This window comes from Sneathiella sp., assembly GCF_029233945.1.
GTDB lineage: Bacteria > Pseudomonadota > Alphaproteobacteria > Sneathiellales > Sneathiellaceae > Sneathiella.
Genome location: NZ_JARGOQ010000070.1, coordinates 1 through 13,442, shown reverse-complemented (window position 1 = coordinate 13,442; position 13,442 = coordinate 1). Strand labels below are relative to the sequence as shown.

Sequence of the window (13,442 nt, the reverse complement as noted above, 5' to 3'; positions counted from 1 at the left end):
ACATCTCCTTCGGCACATATGCTACGGATAGAAGGCTCGGTAACGCGATCTGTTACGAGGGTGTCGACCTGCGCCAGCTGAGCTATGACAACAGGTGCCCTGCGTTCAAATTTGGTGGAATCTGCGACGAGTATCACATGCCGGGCGTTGGAAATGATGGCCTGGGCAACCTTGACTTCGCGGAAATCGAAATCCAGAAGAGAGCCATCCGGATCAATAGCCGAGGCGCCAATAACAGCATAATCGACCCTGAACTGATTGATGAAATCAACGGCGGCTTCACCTACAATGCCTCCGTCGGAATGGCGGACAACGCCGCCGGCAATGGCAACCTCAAACGACGGATAAAGTCGTAAGTTATTGGCAACATTTATATTATTTGTCACCACCATCAGACCAGTATGATTAACCAGAGCCTGACCCACGGCCTCCGTCGTGGTGCCGATATTCATAAAAAGGGAAGAATGATCGGGAATGATTTTGGCGGTCTCCAGCCCGATGCGGGCCTTTTCCTCCGCTGCGATTTGACGTCTTGCTTCATACTCGACATTCTCCTGCGCCACCGGAAAGAGCGCGCCTCCGTGAAAGCGGACCAGGATTTTACCGGAACAGAGACTGTTCAGATCCATCCGTATCGTTTGGGGCGTAATATCAAAATGTGTCGCCAGTTCATCGACCTGTACGCGTCCCTGTGCTTTTGCAAGTTCGACAATTTCAACCTGACGCGCGGTCAAATGCATTGTTTACTCTCCTGTTTTCGTTCGATTATACCGACATAGCCGTATCAATTGGAAAGAAAATATGCGGGAATAGTTAGATTTCGGTTTGATCTGTGCAGGATTGTTGCTCAGCATTGGCGGGTGACGTATTCATCTTTCAGGGCGTCGTATGTGGGCGAGTGCTAGGCAGGACTTTTGGAGAGAATAAGGCGTGACAATAAATTTTCCGGACCGGATAGAATTTAAGCGATATGAATGATCTTCTGGCAGGGTTGCAGTCGGCGTTTGGGTTGATTATCCATCTGGATCACGATCTGGTTGAAATTTCCCTTCGGTCACTGCAGGTGACCGTATCAGCGGTTCTTATTTCAGCGGCGATAGGCCTGCCTTTCGGCGCGTGGCTTTCCGTGACGCGCTTTCGTTACAGGCGGTTTGCAATCGCGCTCCTCAATGCTCTGATGGGTCTTCCGCCTGTTGTGGTTGGGCTGTTTGTTTATATTCTGCTGTCGCGTTCTGGCCCGTTTGGCGTGCTTGACCTTCTGTTCACGCCGACAGCAATGATTATTGCCCAGGTAATCATCGTAACGCCAATCATTGCCTCTATCGCGCATCAATCAATGCGCGATCTCTGGTTTCTTTATCATGACCTACTGATTTCCATCAAAACAACGAAATGGCAGCGCATGAAGGCATTGCTGTGGGATGGCCGACGCAGCCTATTGACTGCGACATTAACCGGATTTGGCAGGGGGATCGGGGAGATCGGGGCGATCATGATTGTTGGCGGGAATATCGATCATCTCACCCGTGTGCTAACGACGGCCATCGCGCTGGAGGTGGGCAAGGGCGATTTTCCGTTAGCTCTTGGTCTGGGCATAGTCCTGATATCCATGGCAATCCTGATTAATCTCGCGATCCATATTCTCTCACGAACGGAGCGGGAGGGGACATGGTAGAAACGATCCTGCCTGTGGAGCTAAAAAACGCAATCGTGCGCAAGGGTGAGAAAGATATTATTGGCCCGCTTGATCTTTCATTCGGGGCGACGGGATGCAGTATTCTGATTGGACCCAACGGTGCCGGTAAGACAACATTTCTCCGATTGCTACATGGGTTGGAGCGAACGAATAGTGGGGCTGTCAGATGGGCCGCCAAAAAGAGCGATGTTTTCAGCCGCCAATCCTTCGTTTTTCAGTCGCCCGTTGTTCTGCGTCGCTCTGGCATTGAGAATATTGCCTATCCGCTTTATGTTCGCGGGGTTGCCAAGAAAGCCGCGCGCACCGAGGCGGAAAAATGGATCGATGAAATCGGCCTTGGTGACGTGGGGTGTTACGATGCGCATGTCTTCTCCGGCGGGGAGAAGCAGAAGCTGGCGATGGCGCGGGCGCTTATTACAAAGCCGGAAGTGCTGTTTCTTGATGAACCCACGGCCAATCTTGACGGGGCCTCGACATTGGAGATTGAAAGATTGATCCTCGCTGCCAGAGAGGCGGGGACACGTATCATCATGGCCACCCATGATTTTGGCCAGGCAAAACGCCTCGCCGATGAAATTCTGTTCATGTATCGAGGAAAAATACGGGAGCGCAAGCCTACAGACGCCTTCTTCAACACCCCGGAAACAGAAGAAGCGCATAAATTTATAAGAGGAGATCTTTTGCTATGAAAATACGATTAATATTCGCCGCATTCGCTCTGTTGATGATGACGGCTGTAAGTGCCCTTGCCGACGACATGAAAATGGCGGTGACGACATCCTTTCATAACTCCGGCCTTTCCGACATCCTTGTTCCGGAAATCAAGAAGGATACCGGCATTGATGTGTATCTTCTGGTGGTCGGGACCGGACAGGCGCTCAAACTCGGACGCGCGGGCGATGTTGACGCGATACTCGTTCATTCGCGAAAAGCGGAAGAAAAATTCGTGGAGGAGGGATATGGCACCCATCGGCGGGAGATTATGTATAACGATTTCGTCCTGATCGGCCCGAAGTCCGACGAAGCAGACATCGCACACGCCAAAACAGCGGCTGATGCGCTGACGGCAATTGCCGAGAAGAAATCCGTGTTTGTCAGCCGCGGCGACGATAGCGGCACTCATCGCAAGGAATTGGCGCTCTGGAAGTCAGCCGGACTTGATCCTGAAAATCTTGAAGGCAATTGGTACCGGGCGAGCGGGTCCGGCATGGGCGCAACGCTCAACACGGCAAGCGGTATGAATGGCTATGTCTTCGCCGATCGCGCGAGTTGGCTCAACTTCAAGAACAAGGGGGACCTCGGCCTGCTCTTTTCGGGCGATCCTGTCCTTTTCAATCAATATGCCTATTTGCCGGTCAACCCGAAGAAACATCCGCATGTCAAAAAGGATCTGACCGCAAAAATTGAGAAATGGTTGGTCAGCCCGAAGGCGCAGAAAATAATCGGTGATTATGAAATCGCCGGAGAGCAGCTTTTTACGCCAAACGCCGGTGTGCTGGATAGCGATAGCTAGGCACCAAGGGTGTGGGCCATCACCTCAAGATGGTCCTGCCCGTAGAACATATCGCCATCCACAAAATAGGTGGGGGAGCCAAACAGGGATAGCCTGATGGCTTCCTCGGTATTTTGGGCATAAATCTTCCGCACTTCTTCCGACGCTGCTGCGTTCAGGAGAGGATCAGGGTTAATGCCGGCCCGCTCTCCAATTTTTCGGAGGTCATCAGGATTATCCAAATCGAAGTCTTCGGCCCAATGAGCGCGGAGCATCTCATCGGAAAGCCTGTCAATGTTCAGCCCCTGGACCAGCCCGGCAATGAGCATGCAGTTTGACAGCGTGATATCATGATGGTGATAGGTCGGGGTGTGATCCAGGACAGGGATACCCCTGTACTCCGCCCAGCGGACAATTTCCCGTCCGAAGAAATAGTCCTTATGCGCTTGGGAACGGTTTCCGAAAGCGGTTGTTCCGGTCGCCTCTATCAGTTTTCGCAAATCAAATGGCCGATGATCGATTTCACGCCCGGCGGCGTGGGCAATCTTTAGGAGTTCAGCATGCCCCAAATAGGCATAGGCGGAATAGCCCGCGTAATAATACTCAATTCTCGACATGCGGCTTTATTCTTTCCTTTGTTCTAAGGATAGCTTGTTAATGTGCGCCGTACGGCATCTTGCCAGTTGGCATAGGCTGCGTCCCGTTCCGTCACGGTAACAGTCGGGGAAAAGCGCTTGTCGCGGCGCCAGCTTTCGGAAAATTCGTCAATAGAGGGGTAAAATCCCGTCTGCAGACCCGCGAGATAGGCAGCCCCCAGCGCGGTGGTCTCCGCGGAGACGGGGCGATCGACCGGCGCGCCCAGAATATCGGCGAGCCGTTGCATCGTCCATTCGGAGGCGACCATTCCGCCATCGACCCGGAGGACCGTTTCATGACTGCTCGTGAAATCATCATGCATGGCGGTGAGCAGGTCGCGCGTTTGAAAACACACGCTCTCCAGTGCGGCGCGCGCAAGTTCCTTTGGTCCGGTGGCGCGGGTGAGGCCGAAGATAGCACCCCTGCAATCGGCATCCCAATAGGGAGCGCCGATCCCGACGAAAGCGGGGACCATGATGACCCGCTGGCCCGGATCTGCCTGCTCTGCAAATGCACCCGAATGCGACGCATGTTCAATGATGCCAAGGCCATCGCGAAGCCATTGCACGGCGGCTCCGGCGACAAAAATGGACCCTTCCAGCGCGTAGGTCGGTTTGCCGTTTAGCTGATAGGCGATTGTTGTGAGAAGCTTGTTCTGGGATTTGACGGGAACGTCCCCTGTGTTCAGAAGAGCGAAACATCCGGTGCCATAGGTGGATTTCATCATGCCCGGCAGGAAACAGGCCTGGCCGACCGTCGCCGCCTGTTGATCCCCCGCGATCGCCGCAATTTTAGTGGAACCGCCCAGAATATTTGGATCCAGCATGCCATAGTCAGCGGCGCAGTCGCGCACCTCAGGCAGCAGTGATTCAGGAATATTCAGGATATCCAGAAGCTCATCGGACCATTCCCCGCGGTGGATATCATAGATCAATGTCCGGCTGGCATTTGTTGCGTCGGTTGCATGAACCTTGCCGTCTGTCAGCCGCCAGAGCAGGAAACTGTCGATAGTTCCGAAGGCGAGCTTGCCCTGTTCTGCGGCTTCCCTTGCGCCCGCCACATTATCAAGCAGCCAGGCGATCTTTGTTCCAGAGAAATAAGGGTCGAGTAGCAGGCCGGTTTTATTCGTGAATGTTGGCTCCAGCCCCTGCTGTTTCAGCTTGCCACAAAAATCGGCTGTTCGCCGATCCTGCCAGACGATGGCGTTGTGAATGGCTTTGCCGGTCTCCCGATCCCAAATAACAGTAGTTTCCCGCTGATTGGTGATGCCAATACCGGCGACATCGCTTATTGCGGCGCCGGCTTTCGCCAGAGCTTCTTGCGCCGTTGCAACGGTCGTGGTCCAGATTTCTTCCGGGTCATGTTCTACCCAGCCGGACGCTGGGAAGTGTTGGGTGAATTCCTGCTGCCCGGTTGCAACGGGTTGGTAATTTTTATCAAAAAGGATGGTCCGGCTTGATGTCGTGCCCTGATCAATGGCGAGGATATATCCTGTCATTTTGATATTTGTCCGTCACATAGTTTTTTTGTTTCCTGCCAAGGAATATTGGCATGCGCGAACGGGATAGGCCAGTCTGTTTTAACCGGTGCCTTTAAACAGCATCATTTTCAAACAGGATGACACCGGCGGCGGTGTTGGATATCGGGATATGATAGTTGCGGGATAGCTCTCTGATATTGCCCCCGAGAGCCCCGCGCATGATCAGCCACATGATCATCTCTACACCCTGTGGCCCGACAATCTTCGCCAGTTCATAATTGGAGTATTTAAGCAGCCATTCCGGCTCGTCTTTCAATTTTTCAAGAAATTCTGTATCGAATTCCCGATTGGTATGGCCGGCACGTTCCCCATCAAGTTGATGGGAAAGACCTCCTGTCCCAAGGATGACGACATCCAAATCTTTGTCAAAAGACGCAACGGCCTTGCCGATCGCTTCACCGAGCTTGAGGCAACGTTGCGCCGTGGGGAAGGGATATTGCACGACATTCACACAGAGCGGAATGACCTTGACCTGATCGCGGGTGTCCTGATTGGGCCACATCAGGGACATGGGAACGGTGAAGCCATGATCTACCAGCATTTCCTGACACATGGTGATATCAAACTCGTCATGCACAAGGCTGTCGATTAAATGCCATGAAAATTCGGGATCCCCCTGAAATGGATCGAGCGGTTTCAAGCCCCAACCCTCATCTGCATTCTGGTACTCTGCCGCCGCGCCGATGGCGAATGTCGGCATGGTATCAAGAAAAAAGTTCAGGCCGTGGTCGTTGTAAACAAGAATGGCGACATCCGGCTTTTTATCCTCCATCCAGTTCCAGACGGGCTTATACCCATCGAAAAACGGTTTCCAATAAGGATCAGTTTGCAGGCCCTGCTCCAGTGCATTGCCAATTGCCGGTACATGAGAGCTACCGACTCCCCCGATTAATCTAGCCATTTTTCGTCTCCCCAGCAGCGAGCAGTTTCGCCTTGAATTTTTCCAGGCTGATGCCCGCCTGCTGCGCGCCGATATCCTGCATATTAAGACCGAACATTCCGGTTAGTTTCGCAAGATAATATATATTGCCACCAAGGTTCAGGAGGGCCAGCACATCACGTTTTTTGACGGCGGCGCGTTGTGCGTCGGAAAGGCCGTATTTCACGCAATAGGCATCTTCGTCCGCCTTGAAAGCCTCCCGGTTTTCCGCTTTATTGAAGGAAAAGCACATCTTGTTGAGCGCATATCCCTTCATTGCCATGCGGCCTTCAAAAATTGTGGTGCCGGGAATGGGCTCTTTGCCTGCCAAGCTTTTCATTCGTTGTCTCCCTTCAAGCCGGCCTCGTTTCTTCCGGCCAATAGAGCCGCATCGGATTATCGACAAGTAGGCTTTGTTGCGCCTCTGATGTGACTGCGATGCGGGGAATAACGTCGACGAGAATCCCTTCATCCGGGACATGGGATTTCATGTTCGGGTGCGGCCAGTCTGTCCCCCAAAGGACACGATCCGGAAACCGCTCCACTAGATATTTGCCGAACGGAATAACATCATCATAGGGCGAACCTGCGACCGTCAATCTTTCCGGGCAGCTTACCTTGGTCCAGAAATTCTTATTTTCTTCCAGCAACTGGACGAAACGCTGAAAATCGGGATGCTCGACACCCTTGGTTACGTCCGGCCGTCCCATATGATCGACAACGACAATGGTGGGAAGCTGCTTAAGGAAGGGGATCAGTTCTTCAAGGTCAGGCGCTTCGAAATAGACTACAATATGCCAGCCAAGCTTGGCAATACGATCGGCAATGCCCAGAAACACCTCTTTCGGAGTGGCGTCAACCAGCCGCTTTACAAAGTTAAAGCGCACAGCGCGAACACCCGCAGCGTCCATTTCCTGTAGCTCTTTATCGGTCACATCCGGGCCAACCACTGCAACGCCGCGCGCAAGCTCGTTTGATGATTTGAGGGCATCAGCAAGGGCATCATTATTTCTGCCGTGACAGGAAGCCTGGACAATCACATTACGCGAAAAACCAAGATAGTCGCGAAGTTCAAACAGTTTCTCTTTCGGTGCATCACACGGCGTGTATTTCCGCTCTGGCGCATAAGGAAAACTGTTCGCAGGGCCAAAAACATGGCAATGCGCATCGACGGCACCTTCGGGCACCTTGAACTTTGGTTTTGATGGGTCGGGATGAAAGGGAAGGTAGACGGGATCCATTGGTTCTTCCTTATTGGGCGAATATCACGCCATCAAATAGCTTGCGGGCGGTGCGCAGGATAGCGGCGCTTTCAACTGCACCTGTTTCATCCATTTCCAGAACGACCGTTGTTTCGCCGATGGGATGCTCGATCTTGAGTGTTTTGCGCTTCCCGTCCGGGATAACCGCAAGGCCAGCGGCAGGAGAGCCTTTAAGTGCGGCGGCTGTCGCAACTGTCACCGCGCCCAGCACGCCGATGGAGGCATGGCAGCGATGCGGGATAAAAGTCCGGGTGCAGATTGCCCCGCCTGCGAAAGGCTTGCTGACCATGCACATCTTTGGAACCGTTTTACTCGTAACATCGCCCAAATTCATTATCGGCCCCGCTTTCAGACGAATGGCTTCCAGCCGCTCTTTAAGTGGTTCATTTGCCTCCAGTTCCTCACGTGTTTCATAGCCCGTGATCCCCATATCCGAGGCGCGCATGACCACCGAGGGCATGCCGTTATCGATCATCGTTACCTCAACGCCATCGATCACATCGCAGACACTTCCGGTCGGCAAAAGTGCGCCGCAGGTGGACCCCGCCGTTTCCGTGAAGGTAATCGGGATTGGTGCGGCGCTGCCTGGCACGCCATCTATCGTCGCGGTTCCTGCATAAGATACAGTGCCGCTCGGGGTCTGGACACGGGCAATGGCTGTCTGGCCGGTATTCTCCATATAGATGGTCAGACTTGTTTCCTCGCCTGTAACCGGCACAAGGCCGCGCTCGATCGCGAAAGGGCCCACCCCGGCAAGGATATTACCGCAGTTCTGGGCGTCCGTGACGATTGGTTGATCGACGACCACTTGCAAAAAAAGATAATCGACATCGATACCTTCACGCGCTGATGGGCGAACGACTGCGACCTTCGAGGTTAACGGGTCCGCGCCGCCCATGCCATCGATTTGGCGCGGATCGGGGGAGCCTAGGGCGCTTAACAGGAAGGCATCCCGTGCCGCGCTGTCAGAGGGAAGATCGTTTTCAAGAAAGTACCCCCCTTTTGACGTTCCGCCGCGCATCCACATGCAGGGGGTACTAGACATATTTGAGGCCCTTCTCGGCAAGTCGTTCGCGCATCTTGTACATGTCAAGGCCAAGCTCACCCGCGGCGAGGCGTTTGCGCTTTACTTCTTCATTGGCGATACGCGCTTCCGCCTTGTCGGCCACGTCGGCGGCGTCCTCCCGACGGACAACACAGACTCCGTCGTCATCGGCGACAATCACATCGCCGGGGTTGACGAGTTCGCCCGCGCAAACGATGGGGATATTAACCGACCCAAGGGTTTCCTTCACGGTTCCCTCTGCACAGATAGCCTTCGACCAGACCGGAAAATTCATTGCCGTCAGGTCGCGAATATCCCGAACCCCCGCATCGATGATCAATCCGACACCGCCTCTTGCCTGCATCGAGGTGGCGAGGAGGTCTCCAAAATAACCGGCATCTGACGGCGACGTGGGGGCGAGAACCAGAATATCGCCTTCCTTCACCTGCTCAATCGCGACATGCACCATCCAGTTGTCGGCGGGTGGGGCGGATATTGTCACAGCGGATGCGGCAATAGATGTGCCGGAATATATCGGTCGCATGTAGGAAGCAAGAAGACCTTTGCGCCCTTGCGCCTCATGAACGGTGGCAACGCCGCATTTCGCAAGTCGTGCGATAATGTCTGGGTCAGCGCGCTCAATATTTTGAATGACGACGCCCATCAGAGTTCATCCACCGTGCGCGGATAGATCGATTGAAACCCTTCCGCATATTGTGCCGGGCGGCCGCCCGCTTGGCCGCCGGAATTGCGTCGGAAATGGTTGCCTCGATTTTCGGCGACATTTGTGTAGTAGTGCCAGAGATGTTCCTGGCCCTGCATGCATTCTATTGCGGCGCGTTTCTTGTCCCAGACCGAGGTGATATCAAGAAAGACATCGGGCTTCCATCCCATCTGCTCCGTCTGATGCGGCTCGAACAGATACAGCTGCGGCGCGCCCAGAACTTTCTCCCCCGGATTATGACCCCAGGCCTGAGCGATCATGCGGCATTCCATGGCCAGAGTGGTGGCGAAGCTGTGGTCCGTATTATAGGGGTCATATTGCGAATGGCTCATCATGAAATTCGGCTGAACCTTGCGGATCAGATCGACAATCTTGAACTTGTCATCGCGCGTGGCGTCCAATGGATAGTCCCCAAGGTCGAAGAATACGATGTCATGGGCATCAAGCGCCTTTGCGGCGTTCTCCGCCTCGATCCGGCGGGCCTTTTTCACTTCCTCGAGCGTGGTGCCGCCTTCCTGTTTCCAGAGTTTCGCGCTTTCCCCGCGCTCGCCAAATGAGAGGCAGGCAATCGTCACGTCATAGCCCTTTTCCTCATGAAGGGCGATGGCACCCGCGCATCGCCAGACAAAGTCGGCGGCATGGGCGCTGATGACAAGGGCCGTTTTATTTTCAGACATTCTCTGCTCCTCGCGTGCGGACCGTTTGGACGATCATTCTTCTGCTTATTTGTACCATCATCCTGTTGGCGCGAATTTTCTATTTCAAATTGGCATTCGTGGTATAATTTTTTCCTATAGCCTGACGCTTCATGAGGGAAATGCAGTAGCGACATGGACAATATGGCCCCAAATCTGCGGCACTTACGCGCCTTCTGCGTGGTGGCAGCGCATCAGAGTATCAGCCGTGCATCAGAGGAAGTTTTTCTATCCCAGCCCGCGATTACCCAAGCCATTGCAAAGATTGAGCTGGCGCTGGAGGTGGAGCTTTTTACACGACGGACCGACGGTGTTTTTATTACCGAAGCGGGCAAGTTGTTTCTGGTGCGGGCAACGCGCGCGCAGGATTTTATCCGGACGGGAATAGAGGAGGCACGGCATAGTGCGCAAGTCAGGGATGGCAAGGGTTTCGATAATCTGGGCCAGCTTGTATCCGGAGTTCAATTGCGGGCCCTGATTGCGATAGCCAAGACAGGCAATTTCAGCCTTGCCGCCAAACGTGTCGGCATTTCTCAACCCTCCCTTTACCGTGCGGCGCGAGATCTTGAGCGCCTGTCGGGGATGACGCTGTTTCGCAAGACGGGTCAGGGAATAGGACTCACAGCAGCGGCAGAAGTATGCGCGCGCTATGCTATGCTTGCTTTTGCCGAACTTACCCAAGGTTATATGGAGATTAAGGAATATAAGGGAATTGATAGTGGCCGTATTGTTATTGGAACCATGCCGCTCGCGCGGACCTATATTTTGCCGACGGCTATAAACCGGGTGCTTGAAAATCGACCCGGATTGCAAATCAGTGTTGTCGATGGTCGGTATGAGGATTTACTGCATGGGTTACGCTATAGCGAGATTGATATTCTAATCGGAGCGTTGCGGAACCCCCCGCCGATTGACGATGTGGCGGAAGAGGCGATATTCGAGGATGAACTTGCCCTGATCGTTCGTGCGGGTCATCCGCTCACAAAGAAGAGAAAAATAACGATCGATGAACTTGCTGGTTATCCATGGATCACGCCGCGGGAGGGATCTCCAACCCGCAATAAGTTTGAAGAACTTTTCTCGAAGCGCCAGCTTCCCCTTCCCGAGATCGTTATAGAAGCAAGCTCTCTTGTCTTAATCAGAGGGCTGCTTATGGAGACCGATCGGATCACAATTCTCTCCGCCCACCAGACCAGGCATGAGCAGGAGCAAGGATTACTGGTGCAACTCCCCTTTGATCTTAGCGATACACGCCGTCCCATCGGATTGACGACGCGGCAGGATTGGCATCCGACAACAACGCAGGCGGAATTAGTCGAGACCCTTCGAGTGGCGGGGCGGGAACTGACATAGCCCCATAGGTTGCCCGCTATTCAATAATTGAATGAAGGGGCTGACTTTTTTAATTTCCTGCAGTCATTGAGGACGAGTAGGAAAACAACAATCGTAATAAGAGGTCGGAATGGTTGCAATGCATGAAGATAATCGGATCGCTCTCGTTGGATTTGGTGAGGCCGCCATGGCCCTTGTGAAGGGCTGGCAGGGGCTTGGCGAATTGCCTCTTGGGGCGTTCGATATTAAAACGCAGAATGCGGATACATCTATTGCCGATGCGAAGCGGGAAGACTATGCACGCCTTAAGGTAGATGGCGTAGAAAATATTGCCGATGCCTTGAATGGGGCGTCTGTTGTGTTCTGTCTCGTCACAGCGGATCAGGCGCATGCCGCTGCGCGGGCCGTGACGCCCTATATTGAAAAGGACTGCCTCTACCTTGATTGCAATTCCTGTGCACCCGGAACGAAACGCCGCTCCGCAAAATGCATTGAGGATGCAGGCGGGCGATATGTCGATGTCGCGGTTATGTCACCGGTTTATCCGAAGCTGCATAAGACGCCGCTGTTGATTTCCGGGCCGCACACGAAGGCAGCGATGGAATTCCTCGATAAACTTCAAATGGATGCAAAGGTGATGGGGGAGGAGATTGGCGGCGCGTCATCCGTCAAAATGGTCAGAAGCATCATGATGAAGGGTCTTGAAGCTCTCTTCGCCGAATGTGTTCTGGCAGGGCGGCAGGCAGGTGTTGACGAAGAGGTTTTGGCCTCTCTTGACGTGACCTATCCTGGTTTTGATTTCAAATCCCGCGCCGCCTATAGTTTTGAACGAATGGCTGCCCATGGCAGGCGCCGGGCGGAAGAAATGAAGGAGGTCGCGCTCACCATCGAGGAGTTGGGCTTGCCCAACGATATGGCGCAAGCGATCGTTCAATGGCACTCACGCATAGGAAATTTGGGGATGACAGCCGGCGAAGACAATTATCAGAGCCGGGCGGATGCTTTGCTTGAGCGTCTAAATAGAAACACCGTGGAAATGGAGACGGAAGAATGAGAGTTTGTGTTGCAGGTGCCGCAGGCGCCTTTGGACAAAAACATCTTGATGCTATCAGCAAGATTGAGGGCATTCAGGTTACATCAATCGTCGGCCGGGAAAATAAGAGCACACAAGACGCAGCGGAGGCACGCGGTATCGGGCATTGGACATTGGACCTTGGTGAAAGTCTGGCGCGGGAGGATGTGGATTGCGTGATTTTGTCGACGCCGACGCAGATGCATGCAGATCAAGCCATACAGTGCCTCCAGGCAGGGAAACATGTGCTCGTTGAAATTCCGATGGCGGATAATCTTGCCGATTCCCAACGCCTCGTTGCCGTCCAACAGGAAACGGGTCTGATTGCCATGGCAGGCCATGTCCGGCGTTTTAACCCCAGCCACCAATGGATTCACAACAAGATCAAGGCGGGCGAACTCAATCTACAGCAGCTTGATGTTCAGACATATTTTTTCCGCCGGACAAATACCAACGCCCTTGGAAAACCAAGAAGCTGGACGGATCACCTGCTCTGGCATCATGCCTGTCATACCGTCGATCTTTTCCAGTACCAAACCGGTGCCGCGGCGTCTCAGGTTTACGGGCTGGAGGGGCCTCAGCATCCAGAACTCGGCATCGCCCTTGATATGAGTATTGGCATGAAAGCGCCCTCAGGCGCGCTCTGCACCTTGTCGCTCTCCTTCAATAATGATGGCCCTCTCGGCACCTTCTTTCGTTATATCTGCGATAAGGGAACTTATATCGCGCGCTATGATGATTTGGTGGATGGCTATGAAAACCCTATCGACTTGTCGGAAGTTGCGATTTCAAATAACGGTATCGAGTTGATCGACCGGGAGTTTTTCTCCGCTATTCAGGAAGGGCGCGAGCCCAATAGTTCCGTGGCGCAGTGTCTTCCGGCGATGGAAACGCTGGACCGTATCGAAAAAGCTTCGCGGGCTAGAGTTGTTTTATTGACTTAATAACGCAGACATGGCGCAATGATCGGAGTATCTAATTGCCAACGCCGGTCTTTGTTATGTTGCGTCTTCACGGCACCCTGCCTTT

The 13,442-nt window shown here is 53.6% G+C and carries 15 protein-coding genes; 6 read left to right on the top strand and 9 right to left on the bottom strand.

All coding sequences use genetic code 11. The features are described from left to right. The coding region (locus tag P1U71_RS16350; RefSeq protein WP_301106714.1) for a DeoR/GlpR family DNA-binding transcription regulator at window positions 1–740 on the bottom strand (740 nt) is incomplete at its 3' end. 230 nt (window positions 741–970) lie between these two features. On the opposite strand from P1U71_RS16350, the gene P1U71_RS16345 reads away from it, so the two are divergent. From P1U71_RS16345 to P1U71_RS16335, 3 genes are read left to right on the top strand one after another with little or no spacing between them, the layout of a single operon-like run. Continuing rightward, a complete protein-coding gene (locus P1U71_RS16345; protein WP_301106713.1) occupies window positions 971–1,675 on the top strand; it encodes an ABC transporter permease in 705 nt (234 codons plus the stop codon). After that, window positions 1,669–2,385 carry an ATP-binding cassette domain-containing protein gene (locus tag P1U71_RS16340; protein ID WP_301106712.1) on the top strand — a complete coding sequence of 239 codons (717 nt, stop codon included), beginning with the start codon at window positions 1,669–1,671 and terminating at the stop codon, window positions 2,383–2,385. Before P1U71_RS16345 ends, P1U71_RS16340 begins: the two co-directional genes overlap by 7 nt. After that, window positions 2,382–3,209 (top strand): substrate-binding domain-containing protein, encoded by an 828-nt coding sequence (locus P1U71_RS16335; RefSeq protein WP_301106711.1) that lies wholly within the window; start codon window positions 2,382–2,384, stop codon window positions 3,207–3,209. The genes P1U71_RS16340 and P1U71_RS16335 overlap by 4 nt, the downstream gene beginning before the upstream one ends. Here P1U71_RS16335 and P1U71_RS16330 read toward each other — a convergent pair. The 8 genes from P1U71_RS16330 to P1U71_RS16295 all read right to left on the bottom strand — a co-directional run bounded on the left by P1U71_RS16330 (window position 3,206) and on the right by P1U71_RS16295 (window position 9,991). Further along, window positions 3,206–3,805, bottom strand: coding sequence for a 2-hydroxychromene-2-carboxylate isomerase (locus P1U71_RS16330; protein ID WP_301106710.1), 600 nt, complete (start codon window positions 3,803–3,805; stop codon window positions 3,206–3,208). The two genes, P1U71_RS16335 and P1U71_RS16330, sit on opposite strands and share 4 nt — an antisense overlap. Window positions 3,806–3,828: 23 nt before the next feature. Further along, on the bottom strand, window positions 3,829–5,322 hold the full coding sequence (glpK, locus tag P1U71_RS16325) for a glycerol kinase GlpK (protein ID WP_301106709.1): 1,494 nt from the start codon (window positions 5,320–5,322) through the stop codon (window positions 3,829–3,831). Between the two features lie 94 nt (window positions 5,323–5,416). Further along, a complete protein-coding gene (locus P1U71_RS16320) occupies window positions 5,417–6,265 on the bottom strand; it encodes a class III extradiol dioxygenase family protein (RefSeq protein WP_301106708.1) in 849 nt (282 codons plus the stop codon). Continuing rightward, complete coding sequence (locus P1U71_RS16315) at window positions 6,258–6,623, bottom strand: protocatechuate 4,5-dioxygenase subunit alpha (RefSeq protein WP_301106707.1); 366 nt, start codon at window positions 6,621–6,623, stop codon at window positions 6,258–6,260. Before P1U71_RS16315 ends, P1U71_RS16320 begins: the two co-directional genes overlap by 8 nt. 13 nt (window positions 6,624–6,636) lie before the next feature. Continuing rightward, a complete protein-coding gene (locus P1U71_RS16310; RefSeq protein ID WP_301106706.1) occupies window positions 6,637–7,524 on the bottom strand; it encodes an amidohydrolase family protein in 888 nt (295 codons plus the stop codon). Between the two features lie 10 nt (window positions 7,525–7,534). Continuing rightward, the gene (locus P1U71_RS16305) at window positions 7,535–8,590 is read right to left on the bottom strand and encodes a 4-oxalomesaconate tautomerase (RefSeq protein WP_301106705.1); all 1,056 of its coding nucleotides are present in this window, start codon (window positions 8,588–8,590) and stop codon (window positions 7,535–7,537) included. Further along, window positions 8,583–9,254 (bottom strand): 4-carboxy-4-hydroxy-2-oxoadipate aldolase/oxaloacetate decarboxylase, encoded by a 672-nt coding sequence (locus P1U71_RS16300; protein WP_301106703.1) that lies wholly within the window; start codon window positions 9,252–9,254, stop codon window positions 8,583–8,585. The genes P1U71_RS16305 and P1U71_RS16300 overlap by 8 nt, the downstream gene beginning before the upstream one ends. Further along, complete coding sequence (locus P1U71_RS16295; RefSeq protein WP_301106702.1) at window positions 9,254–9,991, bottom strand: PIG-L deacetylase family protein; 738 nt, start codon at window positions 9,989–9,991, stop codon at window positions 9,254–9,256. Before P1U71_RS16295 ends, P1U71_RS16300 begins: the two co-directional genes overlap by 1 nt. A 153-nt stretch (window positions 9,992–10,144) precedes the next feature. Here P1U71_RS16295 and P1U71_RS16290 point away from each other — a divergent pair, with 153 nt between their 5' ends. The 3 genes from P1U71_RS16290 to P1U71_RS16280 all read left to right on the top strand — a co-directional run bounded on the left by P1U71_RS16290 (window position 10,145) and on the right by P1U71_RS16280 (window position 13,357). Beyond that, complete coding sequence (locus P1U71_RS16290; protein WP_301106701.1) at window positions 10,145–11,362, top strand: LysR family transcriptional regulator; 1,218 nt, start codon at window positions 10,145–10,147, stop codon at window positions 11,360–11,362. A 118-nt stretch (window positions 11,363–11,480) separates the two neighbouring features. Further along, window positions 11,481–12,395, top strand: coding sequence for an NAD(P)-dependent oxidoreductase (locus tag P1U71_RS16285; RefSeq protein ID WP_301106699.1), 915 nt, complete (start codon window positions 11,481–11,483; stop codon window positions 12,393–12,395). After that, complete coding sequence (locus P1U71_RS16280; RefSeq protein WP_301106698.1) at window positions 12,392–13,357, top strand: Gfo/Idh/MocA family oxidoreductase; 966 nt, start codon at window positions 12,392–12,394, stop codon at window positions 13,355–13,357. Before P1U71_RS16285 ends, P1U71_RS16280 begins: the two co-directional genes overlap by 4 nt. The last annotated feature ends 85 nt before the right edge of the window (window positions 13,358–13,442 follow it).